At 60.8% G+C, this 18,447-nt stretch carries 15 protein-coding genes; 10 read left to right on the plus strand and 5 right to left on the minus strand.

Annotation, left to right across the window (positions count from 1 at the left end; all coding sequences use genetic code 11):
* The first annotated feature begins 329 nt into the window (after positions 1–329).
* On the plus strand, positions 330–887 hold the full coding sequence (locus VFU66_RS02200; protein WP_326444595.1) for a regulatory protein RecX: 558 nt from the start codon (positions 330–332) through the stop codon (positions 885–887).
* An 8-nt stretch (positions 888–895) separates the two neighbouring features.
* On the opposite strand, the gene VFU66_RS02205 is transcribed toward VFU66_RS02200, so the two are convergent.
* Positions 896–2,317: a sensor histidine kinase gene (locus VFU66_RS02205; RefSeq protein WP_326444596.1), complete on the minus strand. Its 1,422-nt coding sequence runs from the start codon at positions 2,315–2,317 to the stop codon at positions 896–898.
* Between the two features lie 88 nt (positions 2,318–2,405).
* Between VFU66_RS02205 and VFU66_RS02210 the strand changes: the two genes are divergently transcribed.
* Positions 2,406–3,314: a hypothetical protein gene (locus VFU66_RS02210; protein WP_326444597.1), complete on the plus strand. Its 909-nt coding sequence runs from the start codon at positions 2,406–2,408 to the stop codon at positions 3,312–3,314.
* Between the two features lie 147 nt (positions 3,315–3,461).
* On the opposite strand, the gene VFU66_RS02215 is transcribed toward VFU66_RS02210, so the two are convergent.
* Both VFU66_RS02215 and VFU66_RS02220 read right to left on the minus strand, forming a co-directional pair.
* Positions 3,462–3,728, minus strand: coding sequence for a hypothetical protein (locus VFU66_RS02215; RefSeq protein ID WP_326444598.1), 267 nt, complete (start codon positions 3,726–3,728; stop codon positions 3,462–3,464).
* A gap of 69 nt (positions 3,729–3,797) precedes the next feature.
* Complete coding sequence (locus tag VFU66_RS02220) at positions 3,798–4,943, minus strand: lactonase family protein (RefSeq protein WP_326444599.1); 1,146 nt, start codon at positions 4,941–4,943, stop codon at positions 3,798–3,800.
* A 151-nt stretch (positions 4,944–5,094) separates the two neighbouring features.
* Between VFU66_RS02220 and VFU66_RS02225 the strand changes: the two genes are divergently transcribed.
* Positions 5,095–5,595 (plus strand): cupin domain-containing protein, encoded by a 501-nt coding sequence (locus VFU66_RS02225; protein ID WP_326444600.1) that lies wholly within the window; start codon positions 5,095–5,097, stop codon positions 5,593–5,595.
* Between the two features lie 13 nt (positions 5,596–5,608).
* On the opposite strand, the gene VFU66_RS02230 is transcribed toward VFU66_RS02225, so the two are convergent.
* Positions 5,609–6,664 (minus strand): LacI family DNA-binding transcriptional regulator, encoded by a 1,056-nt coding sequence (locus VFU66_RS02230; RefSeq protein WP_326444601.1) that lies wholly within the window; start codon positions 6,662–6,664, stop codon positions 5,609–5,611.
* A gap of 212 nt (positions 6,665–6,876) precedes the next feature.
* Here VFU66_RS02230 and bglX point away from each other — a divergent pair, with 212 nt between their 5' ends.
* From bglX to VFU66_RS02265, 7 genes are all read left to right on the plus strand, one after another.
* Positions 6,877–9,243, plus strand: a complete 2,367-nt coding sequence (gene bglX, locus VFU66_RS02235; protein ID WP_326444602.1) for a beta-glucosidase BglX — start codon at positions 6,877–6,879, stop codon at positions 9,241–9,243.
* A 62-nt stretch (positions 9,244–9,305) separates the two neighbouring features.
* Positions 9,306–10,703 (plus strand): glycoside hydrolase family 30 protein, encoded by a 1,398-nt coding sequence (locus tag VFU66_RS02240; protein WP_326444603.1) that lies wholly within the window; start codon positions 9,306–9,308, stop codon positions 10,701–10,703.
* An 18-nt stretch (positions 10,704–10,721) separates the two neighbouring features.
* Positions 10,722–13,724, plus strand: coding sequence for a glycosyl hydrolase family 28-related protein (locus tag VFU66_RS02245; protein WP_326444604.1), 3,003 nt, complete (start codon positions 10,722–10,724; stop codon positions 13,722–13,724).
* 116 nt (positions 13,725–13,840) lie between these two features.
* Entirely contained in the window at positions 13,841–14,971 is a 1,131-nt protein-coding gene (rfbB, locus tag VFU66_RS02250; RefSeq protein ID WP_326444605.1) for a dTDP-glucose 4,6-dehydratase, read from the plus strand.
* Positions 14,968–15,843 (plus strand): glucose-1-phosphate thymidylyltransferase RfbA, encoded by an 876-nt coding sequence (rfbA, locus tag VFU66_RS02255; RefSeq protein ID WP_326444606.1) that lies wholly within the window; start codon positions 14,968–14,970, stop codon positions 15,841–15,843. The genes rfbB and rfbA overlap by 4 nt, the downstream gene beginning before the upstream one ends.
* A complete protein-coding gene (rfbD, locus tag VFU66_RS02260; RefSeq protein ID WP_326444607.1) occupies positions 15,844–16,764 on the plus strand; it encodes a dTDP-4-dehydrorhamnose reductase in 921 nt (306 codons plus the stop codon). It begins immediately after the preceding gene.
* Between the two features lie 23 nt (positions 16,765–16,787).
* The gene (locus tag VFU66_RS02265; protein WP_326444608.1) at positions 16,788–17,321 is read left to right on the plus strand and encodes a D-glycero-alpha-D-manno-heptose-1,7-bisphosphate 7-phosphatase; all 534 of its coding nucleotides are present in this window, start codon (positions 16,788–16,790) and stop codon (positions 17,319–17,321) included.
* Positions 17,322–17,476: 155 nt separating this feature from the next.
* Here VFU66_RS02265 and rfbC read toward each other — a convergent pair whose 3' ends face one another.
* Positions 17,477–18,040 carry a dTDP-4-dehydrorhamnose 3,5-epimerase gene (rfbC, locus tag VFU66_RS02270; protein ID WP_326444609.1) on the minus strand — a complete coding sequence of 188 codons (564 nt, stop codon included), beginning with the start codon at positions 18,038–18,040 and terminating at the stop codon, positions 17,477–17,479.
* Between the last annotated feature and the right edge of the window lie 407 nt (positions 18,041–18,447).

The raw sequence follows: 18,447 nt of genomic DNA on the forward strand, positions 1-18,447 counted from the left end.
ATTTCTCACCTGTCAAGGAGTGTTCTCTTCCGCATCGCCCGCATCTCACACATACGAAACCACATCCACGCCTCGCCCGGATGGCGGGCCAGTTTTGCCTCATTTGCTACCATAGAAACAGGTAGAAAATCAGGAAGACCCGGTGAACCCACCGGGTTTCCCCTTTAGAACCAGTACTTTACGAAAATATCCGTTTATAATGAATACTTTACGGGATGATCGAAGAATAGTCCGAACCTAAGTCCAATGTTTGAAGGACTTTAGGCATTAAGTAGGGGGAGGGGGGTACTCCCCATTCAGGCCACCAAAGACGATTCATCAGGAGCAGGATGCCATTCGCCAAGCCAAAGAAGCGCGGACCGCTCAGCGAAGCTGCCCTGTTCGAGTACGCCGTCGCCGCCCTCGCACGCAAGATGCGCACCGTCCGCGACCTGAAGCGTCTGATGAAGACCCGCGCTGAAGAAGGCGACCGGGGCGAGCAGGCAATGGACCGCGTCGTCGCCCGGCTCAAAGAACTGAACTACCTCAGCGACGCCCGCTTCGCAGCCGACTACACCCGCCTCCGCAAGGACAACGAAAAGTTCGGCCGCCGCCGCGTCCAGCAGGATCTGATGCAGAAGGGCGTCCACCGCGACCTCATTACCAAAACGCTGGAGACCGCCTACGAAGACGTCGATGAAGCCGCACTCGCCCGCGAGTACATCGCCCGCAAGCGTATCCGCAAGCCGGAAGGCGAGAGCGCCCAGAAAGAAACCTCCCGTGTCATGGGACGCCTGCTCCGCGCAGGCTTTTCTGCCGGAGCAATCTACAAAGTCCTGCGCGAGTGGAACATCGAGGTAGACGAAACAGGCATCGAAGACCAAAGCTCCCTGATCCCCGATTCCTGATCCTTGTCTTACGCCACCTCTCGCGCCATCCCAGCCGCGCGTTCCACCGGCAGCTCCACCATCACAGCGGCTCCGTGCGGATGCAGGTTGAAGGCGCTAATCTCCCCGCCGTGCTCGCGCACAATGCCGTGGCAGACGCTGAGCCCGATCCCCGGCCCGTCGCCCGGTTCGCCCCCCGCGTAGAACGGGTCGAAGACGCGCTCCGGCTCGCGGAAGCCCGGCCCGGTGTCGCTGACAATCAGGTGCAGCGTCTGATCGTCGTGGCTCACCGTCACCCGGATTGCGTGCGCCTCGCCGTCGCCGTCCAGCGGAGTGGCCACGCCCATCTCGCGCGCCGCGCCCACAGCTTCGGCTGCGTTGTTCAGCAGATGCTCCATCACCTGGCGGAGCCGCTCGCGGTTTCCGCGCACAGCCGGCGCGCGCTCACCAGCCTCAAGCACCAGCCGGATGCCGCGCGTTTCGAGTGTGCCCGCGCAGGCCGAGGTCAGTTCCCGCACCAGCGCGGCAACCTCAACCATCTCGCCGCACTCTGCCGCGGGCTGGCAGTAGCTTGCCAGGCTGGCGACCGTCTCGCGCATCCGCCGCGCCTCTCGCGCGATGGTCTCTGCATCCTCATGGACCCGAGGCTCGGTCGTCGTATGCGCAATCAACTCCGCAAAGCCCAGCACCGCAGTCAGCGGATTGCTTAGCGCGTGAGCCACGCCTCCGGCCAGCAGCCCCAGCCCGGCCAGCTTCTCTGCCTTCAAGAGCCGCTCGGCCAGAGCAGCGTTCTCCATCGACCGGCCCACCTTGGCCGCCAGTGCCTCGATGCCCGCCAGTGCCTCGGCCACCACGCTCCGACGGACCCTCATCACTCCGTCAGCGCAGACCACCAGCGCCCCGAGCATCCTCCCGGTCGAAGTCCACAGCGGAGTCACAACCGCCCGCCCGACGCCCACGCCGGTCTGTTCCTTGCCCAGAACCACCGCGAAGCTCTTGAGCGTCAACCGCATACCCAGCCCGCCGTCGCCGCGCCGGGCATTGGCTGCGCAGGTGCGCTCGGCCTCCATGACCGCTCCGCACCACGCCTCCAGCGCCTCAATCATCTGCTCGTCCAGCCCCCTGCTCCCAGAGACCGTCAGCCTTCCGCTGGAGTCCCGAACCAGCATGGCGGCGCGGGGAAAAGCACTCTTTTCAGCGATGATCCAGCTCACCTGCCTGGCCAGTTCGCCGATGCCTCCATCGCTCGGAACGCGCGTATCCAGTTGTGTATATGCTTCCAGCTCCTCCCTGGCCTTCAGGACGCGCCGCCGCTCGATCTCCCGCACTCGCACCTCTCGCCTGAGCACCATGACCCAGCCGACGAGACCAGACGCCGTCGCCAGCCACACCCAGTGCCGCGCCGCCAACCCGGCAACCAGACCGGCGGCCAGAGACAATCCAGCCCACATCACCAAACCTCCAAAAATCGCGTCTATTCTTAGGTAGGATGCGGCGGCCGGCAGAATCGCTTACCGCGTCCCTACGGAGTTCGATGCAATGAAAATTTTCTTCACTCGACGGGCCTCAACCGCGACCGGCCTGACCGGTCTCTTCCTGCTATCGGCCTGCCTGCTTCTGGTGCTCACCACTGTCGCAAATCCATACGCCCGCGCCCAGGAAGGCTTCGGCCCCATCGACCCTGCGCCGCCCACCGGCATGACTCCGCAGCAGATTATCGACAAGTTCGCCGCGCAGGAGACCATCTTCGACGCAGCCCGCCGCAACTACACCTGGCGCCGTTCGGTGAAGGTGGACACCATCAACGACGACACCAACAAGGTGGACGGCGAGTATTACGAGGTCACGGACATCGTCTTCGGCACCGACGGCAAGCAGACCGAACACGTCGTCTTCGCACCGCAAAACACGCTCCAGCGCGTGAGTATGTCGCCAGCCGACATGCAGGACATCGAGCACCGGCTGCCCTTCATCCTGACCACCGCCGACCTGCCTGAGTACGACATTACCTACGTGGGCCGCCAGCATGTCGATGAGCTGAACACCTACGTCTTCGACGCCAAGCCTAAAGTCATCGAAAAGAACAAACGTTACTTCCAGGGCCGCGTCTGGGTGGACCAGCAGGACCTGATGATTGTGCTGGTCAACGGCAAGAACGTCCCCGACGACCTGCGCCGGGGTCACGAAGACCTCTCACCGCCCTTCACCACCTACTACGGGCAGGTGGACGGCAAATACTGGTTCCCCATCTACACCAAGGCGGAAGGCGAGCTTCACTTCGGAATGGAGGGCGGCGGAGACGTGCATCTGCGCTCGACCGTGAAGTACACCGACTACAAGCAGTTCCATACCAGCGCCCGCATCATCTACGACGGCAAGGACATCACGGACAACAAGGCTCCGGATAGCTCCGGCACACAGCCCGCACCATCCGGCAAGCAAAAATAGTGCAAAAGAACAAACAACGGACGGAGTTTGCACATTCCCACCCGGGCATTCGTAACTGGTTGGGAAAGCAGATTCCTCCCCCTCGGCTTCGCTCAGGGTGCGGAATGGAAATGCAAAAGGGAGATGTCCTATTCCCTGATCCCTGCTTTACTTCGTCTCGCAGTGAGCGTCAGGGTCGGCGTGCTGCTCGGTCATCCAGCGGTCGAGCAGGGTACCTGCGCAACGTGCGCCGCACAGGTGTTTGACGCCTGGGGTGTGGGCCTGCTGGGCCTGCCAGCGCGTCAGCTTGATCAGCGGCTGGTTGTCCTCCGGTCGTGCACCCTCGAAGCAATCCACCCAGGCAAGCCACCAGTCTCCTTCTTCCCGTTTCTGATCGCCGCAAACATCACACTCGTAACTCTCGCTGTAAGCCATTCCACCAATCTCCTGCCGCTGAAGCTATCACATTCCGCCTGGTTTGTTCGCAGTCCCGACGACCTCCGGCTACCGCTTAGCCGCCGTCGTTGCAATGGATAGGGCAGTAGTTCCGGTCAACTGTGGTGGGGCCGGAGTCAGGGTGCCCTCGGCATTGACGGTGAAGACGGCGGCAGCACTGTTTTCGTCTGCCACATACATGTACTTGCCGGAAGGGTCGAAGGTAATGCGGAATGGCTCATCCCCGGTTGCGATTGTCCCATTCGCAGTGAGTTCTCCGGTAACGGGATTAATCTTGAACATCGAAACGGTGTTGTCTTTTCGATTGGCCACATACACAAAGCTGCTGGATGGGTCCACCGCAACTGCCGTCGGCTCAGTGCCTGCAATTACAAAATTCTGTGAAGTGGGGGTCAGCACGCCGGTCGTCTGGTCAATCGTGTACTCTGAGACCCTGTTGTCAGCGGAGTACGTACCGGGCACATAAGCAAATTTGCCTGAAGGAGATATAGCGATTCCAAAAGGAGAACCTGCGGTAGCCACGCTTGCGGGCTTCATTGGAGTCAGGACTCCGGTGTCTGGATCAATCGTATACATCGAAACCGTGCTGTCGTCCTCGTTGGTGACATAGGCAAACTTGCCCGAGGGATGGATTGTCACACCGCTTGGCGACCAACCAGCGGCGACTGTGGCCGGCGAAGTCGGGGTCAGCAAACCGGTGACCTGATCGACCCTGAACATCGAAACTGAGTTGTCGTCACTATTGGCGGTATAGACAAATCTGCCGGAAGGATCGACTGCAATCCCCTGCGGAAAAAACCCGGTCGCAACCGTGGCGGGCGACGTGGGCGTCAAGACTCCGGTGCTGGAATCGATGGTGTACATCGAGATGGTGGCTTTGTCGGATGCGTTCGAGACCAGGTTCGCCACATAGGCAAACCTGCCGAGGGGGTCAGCCACGATCTGCTCGGGCCGCGGCTCGTTCTGCGTGGAACCCGTCGCAATCGTGGCTGGGGACGTTGCCTTGAGAGCGCCGGTGCAGGAATCGATGGAGTACATCGAGACAGCGTATCCGCTCAACACATAGGCGAACTCCGCCTGGGCTGACGGTTTGCACAAAGGCGCAACGGGCGTGGAAGGCGAAGCTCCTCCGCCACAGCCAACGGCAGACAAAACCAGTAAACCCGCAACCAAAACGAAGCTAAGCGTTTTCATCAGGCTTCCTCGGACTCAATTTAAGGACGGCACCATTCTACACACGAGTTCCAAAAGGCACGGCCCATTTCCTCCTCCCTTCTGGACAACGCATCTGGTTCGTACCACACTCTTATAGAGGCACTTACGCTCACACGAAGGGACCCCTCGGATGCCGCCTACCTCCCCCGGCCAGCCTGAGCACAATCCGGCCAACCCAGAAGGCAATCTGACGCTCGATGTCTTCGGATCGCTTGTCACCTTTCAGGTTCGCAGCGTCGAGACCGACGGCGCGTATGCCGTGATCGAGACCATTGTTCCGCCCGGACGCGCAAAGCTCCAAATGCACGTCCATGCAGCGCCTGAAACCTTCCAGGTGCTTGACGGCGAGTTCGAGTTTCACGCTGTCCGCGACGGCAAGACGACCGTTTTTCGGGCCTCCGCCGGCGATATGGTCCATATTCCGCCGCATGTTCCTCACGGCCTGCGGAATGTCTCGAAGACCGCATCGAGCGTGCAGACGACGATCGCGCCCGGTTCGATGGAGGGTTACTTTCTGGAGCTGGGGATGCCCACCGCGAGCACCCATCCGACCAAACACACGCCTCCTGACACGAAGCTGCTCCATGAGGTGGGCCAGCGATACGGTGTCGAGCTGCTCGACGAAGAGTGAGCGGCCGGGTGAGCTACTTTTTCGTAGCTTTGCGCGTTCCGCGAGGCGCCGCAGTGGACTCGCGGACGACCAGCTCGGGCTCGACCTGAATCATGTCCGGCGTGCTTTCGTCGGCCAGCTTCTTCAGCAGCATCTCGGCGGCGGTGCTGCCCATCTTGCGCAACGGCTGGCGGATGGTGGACAGGCTGGGGACCTGGTAGGCGGCAGATTGGATGTCGTCGAAGCCGAGGATGGATACGTCGCCGGGCACGTGCAGGCCGGCCTCGTGCAAGGCGCGGATGCTGCCCATGGCTGAGACGTCATTGAAGCAGCAGACGGCGGTGAAGGGGCGACGGCTCTGGATGAGCTTGCGGATGCCGGGGTAGCTGATCTCGGGCGAGGTCGAGTCGATGGAGAGATGGACGGTGAGGTCTTCGTGGATCTCGATGCCAAGCTCCTGGGCAGCTTCGCGGGTGGCGGTCCAACGGACGTCGGAGTCGGAGCTGAAGGGCTGACCCTGGATGAAGGCGATCTTGCGGTGGCCGAGCTGGTACAGATGGTGGAGCGCGAGGTGCGCCGCTTTGCGGTGGTCAAGCACAACGTTGGTGATGCCGGGCAGCTCCGTGTGGCCGGCGACGAGAACGGCGGGCAGCGGGAGCGGCGCGTAGAGATGGGTGTCGATGGCGAGGATGCCATCGACGCCGCGCGTGCGGAGCAGGTTCGGGTAGTCCGAGATCAGCTCCTTTTTATGACGGTGGTGGACGGTGAAGTAGAAGTAGCCTTCGCGCATGAGCAGGTCGCCCACGCCGGAGAGCACCTGCGAGTGATAGCCTTCGCCGAGCACCGGCAACAGGACGCCGATGGTCCTCATGCGCTTGCCCTGAAGCGTGCGGGCAATCATGCTGGGCTGATAGTTGAATTTGGCGGCTGCGGCTTTGACGCGGGCGCGCGTGGACTCCGGGATAGAGCGGCCAGGTGTCTCATTGAGAACAAACGAGATAGTCGACGGGCTGAGGCCCAGGTACTCGGCCAGCATCTTGAGGCTGGCGTGGCGTCCGGAATGTGGAGACGGAGGGGTCGCTTTCGGCATCACTGAAACCGGCTTCAAAAGCCAATGAAGAGCTGGCTTTAACAGTATCAACAACCGGGCCGAAAGCCGGGAAAGTTTTTGCGCGGCACGCGAATTTTCCATGGGATCCCCAGCCGGGAAGATTCCTAATGGACAAAAGACAAACGTTTGTCTAAACTTGGTGCGCGACTGCGACACGTGAAGCGCCCCGATAGCCCTCGATGGAGCCTCCCGTGTTGTGTCTGAACACGCTGACCGAAAAGCTGACGATTGTGATGGAGTTTTCGATGCACTCCCGTTTTCTATTGCGCTCCCTGGGCACTTCGCTGGCCACCTGCGGCCTGGCACTTACTCTCGTATGCGGGCCGGCCCCGGCGTCTCTGGCGGCAAACCCGGCGTATGAGAGCACGCCCCAGGGCGCGAAGGCAGAACAGTTTGTCGATCATCTTCTAGGCCAGATGACGCTTGAGGAAAAGCTGGGCCAGATGAGCCAGATTCCGCTGAACCAGCAATGGGACGTCTCGCCGGACGAGAGGATTCTGAAAGGGCAGGTCGGATCGTTTCTCTTCATCACCGACGCGAAGGAGATCAACCGGCTGCAACACCTGGCCGTCGAACATGGGCCGAACCATATTCCGCTGATCTTCGGCTTCGATGTCATTCACGGGTTCCGCACGATTTATCCCATCCCGCTGGCACTGGCCGCTTCGTGGGATCCGGCGGATGTGGAGCGCACGCAAAGCATGGCCGCGCGTGAGGCCAGCGCGGTGGGCGTCAACTGGACGTTTGCGCCGATGGTGGATATTGCGCGAGACGCGCGATGGGGACGCATTCTGGAGGGCGCAGGCGAGGACCCCTATCTGGGTTCGCGCATGGCCGAAGCACAGGTGCGCGGCTTTCAAGGTGCGACGATTGGCAGTCCTGACCACATTCTGGCCTGCGTGAAGCACTTTGCCGGTTATGGGGCGGCCGAGGGCGGGCGCGACTATGACTCGGTGGAGATCTCGGACAACGAGTTGTGGAATGTGTATCTGCCGCCGTTCAAGGCTGCAGTGGACGCAGGCGCCGGTTCGGTGATGTCGGCATACATGGACCTGAACGGTGTGCCCGCCACGGGCAACACGTTTCTGCTGCGGGACGTACTGCGCGACAAGTGGAAGTTTGACGGCTTTGTGGTGAGCGATTGGGACTCCGTGCTGAACCTGACCACGCATGGCTTTGCTTCGGGGCCGGAGGACGCCGCCGCGCGCGCAGCCAATGCCGGCGTAGACATGGAAATGACCAGCCATGTCATGCGCGATCATCTGGCAGACGCGGTGAAGAAAGGGCTTGTCAAGGAGTCCACAATTGACGAGGCGGTGCGCCGCATCCTGATGATGAAGTACCGGCTGGGCCTGTTCCAGCATCCGTATGTCGATCTTGCTCGTGTGAACGAGGAGGAAGGCTCGGCGGCACAGCATGAGGCGTCGAAGGTAGCTGCCGAGCGAACGGCGGTGCTCTTGCGCAACGAAAACAATCTGCTGCCGCTGGCAAAGTCGGTGAAGTCGATTGCGGTGATCGGGCCGCTGGCGGACTCGAAGCCGGACACGATGGGATCGTGGAGCCTGGCAGGAGACACGGCGGCAACCGTGACGGTGCTTCAAGGCATCCGCAACCGCTTCGGCTCGACAGCGACAATTACTTCGACGAAGGGCGTCGAGATCGAGCGCGGCCAGCCGTCGATCTTTGACTCGCAGTTTCCCAGTCCTGATCCTGAGTTGAAGACTGACGCCGAACGCGAGGCGGAGTTCAACCACGCCATCGACCTGGTGAAGCAGGCGGACGTCTCAGTGCTGGTACTCGGCGAAGCGCAGAACATGAGCGGCGAGCGCGCGTCGCGGCTGTCGCTGACACTGCCCGGCAAGCAGGAGCAGCTGCTGGAGGCTGCGGTCGCCACCGGCAAGCCGGTTGTGCTGGTGCTCCTGAACGCGCGACCTCTAAACATTACGTGGGCCTCGACGCATGTGCCGGCGATCCTGGATGCATGGTATCCGGGGACGGAGGGCGGCAACGCGGTCGCCGCGCTGCTCGCGGGCGATGCCAATCCCGGCGGCAAACTGCCGGTAACGTGGCCGCGCAGCGTGGGACAGGTGCCGATCTTCTATGCGCACAACCTGACACAGATTCCGAACGACCGCGATGCCATGTACTGGGACGGGTTGAGCGCCCCGCTCTATCCCTTCGGCTATGGGCTGAGCTACACGAGCTTCCGGTTGAGCAACCTGAAGGTGAGCGCGCCATCGGTGAAGTCGGGCGGCTCGCTGAAGGTGTCGGTCGATGTGGCGAACGTTGGCTCGGTTGCAGGCGACGAAGTCGTGCAGCTTTATACGCATCAGCGGTCGGGTTCGGCATCGCGCCCGGCGCGCGAGCTGAAGGGCTTCGAGCGCGTCAGCGTTAAACCCGGCGAGCAGCGCACCGTGACCCTGACGCTCAACACGAAGGACCTTGGCTTCTGGAGCGAGGCAACGCATCGATGGTCGATTGAGCCGGGAATGTTTGACCTTTGGATTGGCACCGACTCGACGGCAAAGGACCACGCGATCTTCACAGTCCTTCCCTAAGGACGGCACCCATTCTTCGCAATACGAACGACCGATAAACAAACGATGAACCAGGGGGAATTATGACTTACAGAGCCGCAACGTCGTTATTACTCGCTGCGCTTACGATAGCGCCAGCTTCGCTCTTTGCCCAAAAAGACGTCTCCGTGTGGCTGACGACGCCGGACAAGTCGGCACTGCTGCAGTTGCAGCCGACGCATCCGGAGTTGACGAAGACCGCTGCGACCGGGCCGGTCATCGATGTCGATGAGAAACAGACCTACCAGACCATCGACGGCTTCGGGTTCGCGCTGACCGGCGGAAGCGCGGAGTTGATGATGAAGATGAGCCCGGAGAAGCGCGCGGCACTCATCCATGAACTGTTCTCGACCGATGGCCAGAGCATCGGCGTGAGCTATCTGCGGGTGAGCATCGGCTCATCGGACATGAATGACCACGCCTTTTCCTACGACGATCTTCCTCCGGGCGAGACGGACCCGAAGATTGAAAAGTTCAACTTCGGCCCCGATGCAACCACGGTCATTCCTGTGTTGCAGGAGATATTGAAGGTCGATCCTTCGATCAAAATTCTTGCGTCGCCCTGGTCTGCTCCGCCGTGGATGAAGACGACCGATCGCGCGAAGGCCGGCGTGCTGCTGCCTGAGTACTTCGGCTCCTATGCGACGTACTTCGTGAAGTACATCGAAGGCATGAAGGCGCATGGCATCGACATCGATACACTGACGATTCAGAATGAGCCGCTGAACGAGAAGAACACGCCGAGCATGTTGATGCTTGCGCCCGAGCAGGCGGACTTCATCGCCAACGACCTCGGGCCAGCCTTCGCAAAGGCCGGGATCAAGACCAAGATCGTGCTCTACGACCACAACTGCGACCATCCTGCCTATCCGCTCTCGATACTGAAAGACCCGGCTGCGGCCAAGTACGTCGATGGCTCGGGGTTTCATCTCTACGGCGGCAAAATTGAGGCGCTGACTGAGGTGCATAACGCCTTCCCGAACAAGAATCTCTACTTCACCGAACAGTCCATCACTGATCTGAGCGATGGGATGGATGTAGCCAAGCCTGAGGCATGGGTCGTCATCGGAGCAACGCGCAACTGGAGCAAGAACGTGCTGCTGTGGAATCTTGCTGCTGATCCTCAATACGGCCCGCACACCAACGACGGCGGTTGCACGCGCTGCCAGGGCGCAATCACGCTGGATGGCGACAACGTCACCCGCCATCTTGCCTACTACACCATTGCGCAGGCATCGAAGTTTGTGCGCCCCGGCTCGGTGCGCATCGGGTCGAGTGTTCCTGACGGGCTGCCGAACGTCGCGTTCAAGACGCACGATGGGAAGAGGGTGCTCATTGTGGCCAACACGGGGAGCGCGCCTGCAAACTTCAGCGTGAGTTCAGGCAAGAAGACATTCAGCACTTCGCTGAATGCGGGAGCGGTTGGCACTTATATCTGGTAACTGAAAAAGGGGCGAAGCATGAAGCGGAAACATTTGACCTTGCTGTTAGCTGGAGTGATCGCAGGATGCGCGGCTGTTCCCACGTTCGGGGCTTCCTACTACACGCTTCGCCCCAATGACCCGCAGGCCGTCTACCTGACTCCGGGCGCGGACGGCCTGCATGGCGACGGCATCGGCGACGACAGCGCCGCCATCCAGCAGGCCATCGACCGCGTCGAGGAGACGACCGTACAGGGTATCGTCTTCATCCCTGAAGGACGCTACCGCATCAGCCGAACCATCTTCGTATGGCCGGGCATTCGGGTCATTGGTTACGGCGCACACCGGCCGGTCTTCGTGTTGGGCAAGGATACGCCCGGCTACCAGATGGGCATCGGCTACATGGTAATGTTCACCGGCGGTCGCCCGCGAAGTGGCGCCGCTCCGTTCCGCAGACGCCGTCCGGTAACGCCGCTCGCTGGCATCGTTCCGCCGAATCCAAACATTCCCGATGCAAACCCCGGTACGTTCTATTCGGCAATGAGCAACATCGACTTCGAGATCGAGGATGGTAATCCGGCGGCGGTTGGCATCCGCTTCCACGTGGCGCAGCATTGTTATCTGGCACACATGGACTTCCACATCGGCTCCGGGCTTGCCGCGTTGCACGATGTTGGCAACGAGGCCGAAGACCTGCACTTCTACGGCGGACAGTACGGCATCATCACACGCAAGCCTTCGCCGGGATGGCAGTTCACGCTGCTTGATTCGACCTTCGAAGGGCAAAGCCAGGCGGCCATCAAAGAACATGAGGCAGGCTTGACGCTGGTGCGCAACCAGTTCAGGCATGTGCCGACGGCGATCTCGATCGACGCAGGCTATGCGGATGAGTTATGGGTGAAGGATGGCGGCTTTGAGGACATCTCCGGGCCTGCCGTGGTCATCAGCAACGAGAACAATGCGCGGACCGAGATCAACTTCGAGGACGCCATCTGCCATCATGTACCCACCTTCGCCAGCTTCCGCGAGAGCGGCAAGAAGGTCGCCGGGGCCGGGACTCTCTATCGAGTCAAGACCTTTACGCACGGCCTGACCTACGCGGGCGTGGGTGCAACTCCGGAGATTAAGACCACCTACGAGACGAGCATCCTCAGCGCGATGCCTGCTCCGGTCGCTTCAGACATTCCGCTTCTTCCCGCGCAAGACACCTGGGTCAACTTGCACGATCTGGGCGCGAAGGGCGACGGCGTCACCGACGACACCGCCGCGATCCAGAAGGCCATCGCGGAGCACCGCACCATCTATATTCCATCGGGCCACTACATCGTCACCGACACGATTGCGCTCAAGCCCGACACTGTTCTGATTGGTCTGAGCCCCACCACGACGCAGTTCGATCTGCCCGACCATACACCGGGCTTCCAGGGACCGGGCAGCCCGAAGCCTCTGCTCGAAGCTCCGCGCGGCGGAACGAACATCGTGACCGGCATCGGGCTCTACACCAACGGCATCAACAGCCGGGCCGTGGGAGCGTTGTGGATGGCGGGCGCAAACTCCATGATGAACGACGTGCGCTTTCTCGGTGGTCACGGTACCAACTACCCCGGCGTCTCGTTCGCCACGATCTACAACAACACCCACACCGCAGACTCGGACATCAATCGCAAGTGGGACAGTCAGTATCCCAGCCTATGGATCACCAACGGAGGCGGCGGCACGTTTGCCGACATCTGGACGCCGAGCACCTTCGCCGAAGCCGGTCTCTACATCTCGAACACCTCGACCAGCGGGCGCATCTACGAACTCTCATGCGAGCACCACGTGCGCAATGAAGTGAAGCTGGATAACGCTTCGAACTGGCAGATCTACGCGTTGCAAACCGAAGAAGAGCGCGGCGAGAGCGCCTTCGCCCTGCCGCTCTCGATTCGGAACTCCAGCAATATTACGCTTGCGAACTACCATAGCTACCGCGTCGTCAGCAGTTACGAGCCGGGGCTTCGCGCGATTGAGGTATCGAACTCGAAGAACGTTCGCCTGCGCAATATCCATGTCTACGGCGACAACAAGGTCTCGTTCGACAACGCTGTTGTCATCAATCGGCCTGTGGATGTGCTGGTGCGTCATCGTGAGTTTGCTTCACTCACCATCGACACCGATGCTGCGATTGCCGTGAAGAGTGCGCACACTTCACCTGAGCTGGCCGCAGGAGCAACGGTCGAGAAGCTGCGCGACGGCTTCTTCAACATCTCGGGCGCGGCCGTCGATCGGCAGGGCCAGCTTTACTTTGTCGATGCGCACTGGCAGCACATCTATCGCTGGTCTCCCGCGACGCGGATGCTTTCGCTGGTTCGCGACAACCCGCTCTCGCCGGTGCAGCTTGTCTTCGACCGCGCCGGAGACCTGATGGTGGTCTCCTACGACGGCGACGGCACGGTGTACAGCTTCAACCCGGACGCGAAGGACGACTCGATCACGCTGCTCAAGCCCGAGCCCGCGCAGGCGCGGCCTGGCATGACGGCTGCTCTGCCGGACAACGATTGGCGCAACGAGAACGATTTCCTGAAGGCTGTGCCCGTCGCCAGACCGTATCAGTACGTCTCACCCGACGGGACGACGTTCATTCCGGCAGGCGAAGACTTCGTTCGCGGCGAGCTTTACTACGGCACGAAGATGGCCGACGTGCTGCGCGCCTTTGGTCTTACGCCTGTTGTCCACGGGAAGCCTTTTTATGTCAGCGACGAGTCGGAGCAGAAGACCTACGTCGCCTCCGTCGCACCGGACGGCACGCTCACCAATTTGAAACTCTTCGCCGAACAGGGTGGTGAGAGCGTAACGCAGGATGCCGCCGGGAATGTCTACATTGCAGCCGGCGAGATATACGTCTACAACCCGTCCGGGCGGTTGATTGACACCATCAACGTGCCTGACCGGCCCATCGATCTGGTCTTTGGCGGCGGCGATGGCAAGACATTGTTCATTCTGGCACGCGGATCGCTGTATTCCGTCAGGACCAAGGCTAAAGGACTCTCCGCGAGCCGATAACACCTTCGTTGAGTGTCAATTCGGGAACGCTCCGTCTAGCGTGGATTTACTGGCATCGCGCTAGCCAATAGACTGTATCTCATGCGGCGCGCAACGATGACCGCCCACAAAACGACATGAGATCGAACAACGCAGGAATTGCAGACAACCACGCGCCCATTCTTGTAACGGGCGGCGCCGGATTCATTGGCTCAAACTTCGTTCTGGACTGGCTGGCTGCCGGTCTGGGGCCTGTCGTCAATCTCGACAAGCTCACCTATGCGGGCAATCCCGCGAACCTTGCCTCGGTTGAAGCGAGTCCTGACTACACGTTTGTGCAGGGTGACATCTGCGACCGGGCGCTGGTGGCTCGGCTGCTCCAGCAGCATAGACCGCGAGCGATTGTGCACTTCGCCGCCGAAAGCCATGTAGACCGTTCCATCTCCGGACCGGACGCATTCCTCCGGACCAACATCGACGGCACGTTTACGCTGCTCCAGGCCGCGCGTGAGTATTACGATGCCCTGACCGGAAGCGAGCGCGATGGCTTTCGCTTCCTGCATGTCTCGACCGATGAGGTCTACGGCACGCTTGCACCGGATGACCCTGCGTTCCACGAAGACACCCCTTACGCGCCGAACAGTCCCTACGCAGCGTCGAAGGCGTCATCGGATCATCTTGTGCGCGCGTGGGTCCACACCTTTGGACTGCCGGCCATCATCACCAACTGCTCGAATAACTATGGGCCGTACCAGTTTCCTGAAAAGCTGATCCCGCTGATGATTGCGAATGCGCGGCAAGGCAAGCCTCTGCCGGTCTACGGCGACGGCCAGCAGGTGCGCGACTGGCTCTATGTCATCGATCACTGCCGCGCGCTGCGCACGGTGCTCGAACGCGGTCGTGTGGGCGAGACCTACAACGTCGGCGGGGGCAACCAGCGCAGCAATCTTGAGGTGGTCCGCACGCTGTGCGCTCTGCTCGATGAACTGGTGCCCCAGTCAAAGTTCAGGCCGCATATCGAACTTGTGCAGTACGTGACGGACCGTCCCGGGCACGACCGCCGCTACGCCATCGACGCGCGCAAGCTCGAAGGCGAGCTGGGCTGGCGCGCCCAGGAGAGCTTTGAGACCGGGCTGCGCAAGACGGTCGAATGGTATCTCGCAAACTCTGGGTGGGTGGAGAACGTGACCAGCGGGGCGTATCAGCAGTGGGTTGCCCAGAACTACTCGGGACGCAAGGCGCATGCCACCGCGGAGGCCGCGCGATGAAGGGAATCATTCTTGCTGGAGGCTCGGGAACAAGACTGCATCCGGCGACGCGCGCGGTGTCGAAACAACTGCTGCCCGTCTACGACAAACCGATGATCTACTACCCGCTCTCTGTGCTGCTGCTGGCGGGTATCCGCGAAATCCTTGTGATCTCGACCCCGGAGGACACGCCGCGCTTCAGCCAACTGCTCGGCACCGGCGAACAATGGGGCATTCAACTCAGCTATGCGGTCCAGCCTTCGCCTGATGGGCTGGCGCAGGCGTTTCTGATTGGCAGGGAGTTCCTCGCCGGCGAGGGGTGCTGTCTTGTGTTGGGCGACAACATCTTTTACGGCCACGATCTTGCTCCCATGCTGCGCGAGGCCGCTGTGGCCGGGCCGGGAGCGACAGTGTTTGCCTATCCCGTGCTCGACCCGGAGCGATATGGTGTTGTCGAGTTCGATGAGAACAGGCGCGCCATCTCGATTGAAGAGAAGCCCCTGAAGCCGAAGTCGCGCTATGCGGTGACCGGCGTTTATTTTTACGATGCGCAGGTAGTTCGCGTAGCTGAAGGACTGAAGCCTTCGCCGCGCGGCGAACTCGAAATTACGGACGTGAACCGCTGGTATCTGGAGCGCGGCCAGTTGCGCACACAGTTGCTGGGCCGAGGCATGGCGTGGCTCGATACAGGCACGCACGACTCGCTACTCGAGGCTTCGACCTTTATCCAGACCATCGAAAAGCGGCAGGGGCTGAAGGTCGCCTGCCCGGAGGAGATTGTGTATCGTCTGGGGTACATTGACGCAAAACAGTTGCGTGGCATGGCAGAGAAGATAGCGAAGAACGGCTATGGGCAGTATCTGCTCCGCCTGCTCGAAGAGACGGTGTACTAGATGGCCGATGCGGCACCCGGCGCGAAGATTCTTCTCTCCGGGTCTACCGGACAGGTTGGGGGAGAGTTGCTGCGGTTGCTCGCGCCGTTGGGCGAGGTTGTGACGCCGCAGCGCGAAGCGATGGATCTGGCGGATGCCGACTCGGTGCGACGGACGATTCGCTCCGTACGTCCGCGATGGATTGTCAACCCGGCAGCATACACGGCGGTTGACAAGGCAGAGAGCGAGCCGGGGCTGGCGTATGCGATCAATCGAGATGCCGTCCAGGCGATCGGCGAAGAGGCAAACACCATTAACGCGGCTGTCGTTCACTTTTCGACTGACTACGTATTCGACGGCACGGCTGCGCATCCCTATAGAGAAACAGATGCGACTAATCCGGTGAGCGTGTATGGCGCAAGCAAACTGGCCGGCGAGCAGGCGTTGGCCGCAACCGGCGCGGCGCATCTGATCTTTCGTACAAGCTGGGTCTACGGCGCGCGCGGAAAGAACTTCCTGCTGACCATTCTGCGGCTGGCGCGAGAGCGCGAGACATTGCGCGTGGTGGCCGACCAGTATGGCGCTCCAACGTGGAGCCGCGACTTGGCCGCGATGACGGCGCACGTCATAGCGAAGTGCGAAGCGTCAGCGAAGGGCGGCCCTCTCGCCGGTGCACTGGCTGCGATGGGCGGCATCTATCATGCATCGGGTGCTGGCGAAACGACCTGGCACGGCTTTGCAGGCGAGGCTGTACGGCTGGCTCAAAAGCACGAGCCCAGTACGCGGTTTGCCGCGATCGAGGCCATTACGACGGCCGAATATCCAACACCTGCGAAGCGGCCAGCCAACTCGCGAATGGACTCGGGCAAGCTGGCGGAGCGGTTTGGCTGGCGCATGATGGAGTGGCGCGAATCGCTACGGAAAGTGATGGCCGAGCTATGAGCGGCCAAAAGAGAACACGCGCGTTGTTCCTGGATCGCGACGGCGTAGTCAACGAAGAGGTGGGCTACCTGCACCGCACCGAGGACGTGCGGTTTGTTGAGGGCATCTATTCACTGTGCCGAACGGCCGCAGGACTTGGCTACAGGTTGATCGTCGTGACTAACCAGGCGGGCATCGCGCGCGGCTACTACTCGGAGGCTGACTTCGAGCACCTGATGGAGTGGATGTGTGCCGCACTCCGCGCTGAAGGCATCGAGCTTGACGCGGTGTACTATTGTCCGTTTCACCCGGAGCATGGTGTCGGCCAATACAAACGCGATCATGAGGATCGCAAGCCGGGCACGGGAATGTTACGGCGTGCTGAGCGCGAGTTCAGCATCTCACTGGAGGATTCCGTCATGGTGGGCGATCGTTGCAGCGACATCGCCGCAGCCAATGCAGCCGGATTGCGCCAGGCATTCCTCATCCGCGGCACAGAGACTGGCGAATGCAGCGGGAGTTACACGGAAGCGACCGCGCTGGGCGAAGTCGAACGGTGGTTGATAGCGCAGGGTTGAGTGTCCGACTCGTCGCAGTGTGGAAAACGTGCAGCGCAGGAATAGATTTCCACATGGCCGCCGCGACCATCCATAAAACACGCAACCAACCACCACATCTCTTCATCGAAAGACACGAGGGCCGCTGATCGCGTGTTGCCCCTTCTCTGCCAGCTTCACTCCGCCGGAGGTAACTCCGCCTGAGTGAAGAGAGAACCCTGAGCGTCTTTGGCGCTCACCATCGGCTCGATTCCGCCTAGCGGCCAGTCGATGTTCAATGTCGGATCGTTCCACAGGATGGTTCGCTCCCCTCCGGGGTAGTACACGTCTGTGGTCTTGTAGAGCACCTCAGCAGATTCGGAGAGAACAAGAAACCCGTGCGCAAAGCCTTCCGGAATCCAGAGCAACTGCAACTCGCCCGCGTCGGTCAGGGGCTTCAGATAAAACCCGGCCCATTTGCCGAAGTCGGCCGAGCCCGGACGAAGATCGACGGCGACGTCCCAGATGTGACCTGAAAGAACGCGCACGAGCTTGCCCTGCGGCTTACCGAGCTGGTAGTGAAGACCGCGCAGCACTCCCCGCGTGGAGAAGGATTGGTTGTCCTGAACAAAGCATGAAGACAGGCCGACAGCAGAGAACGTTGACTGATTGAATACTTCTGCAAACCAACCGCGACTATCTCGGAAGAGTTGGGGTTGAACCAGTTTAACCTTGGACAGCGGGGTGTCGAGAACTCGCATTTCAGCAGTTTAACCCGATGGACGTTCCATAAAAGTTGTAACCAAAAATATCCCAAAGTGGGACGAAGAAATGACAAATTTGGGCGATGATTGCGTTGATGATTGAAATGTGCCGGTAGACTAGCAAAAGAGATGTACCGATGCGACTGAAGTTTCTTCCCAGGATGTCGATGACATACGAAGCGGCCGAAGAAAGCCGCCGACAAAAAGCAGGAACAAAGAACAGGAAGAACTGGGAGCGCGGACATTCCGGCGACAAATCCGGGATGGGTACATGATCGTTCCGTCGCGAAACTGAGTGAGCACGAACAACGGTATGGCCCGGTGTGACGCCGAACGAGCGCGCGCACGAGCCAGACAGATATGGGATCCAAATGGTAACGGAATATCAATCTCCCCAGTCGCAG

This window comes from Edaphobacter sp. (assembly GCF_035763405.1).
GTDB lineage: Bacteria > Acidobacteriota > Terriglobia > Terriglobales > Acidobacteriaceae > Edaphobacter.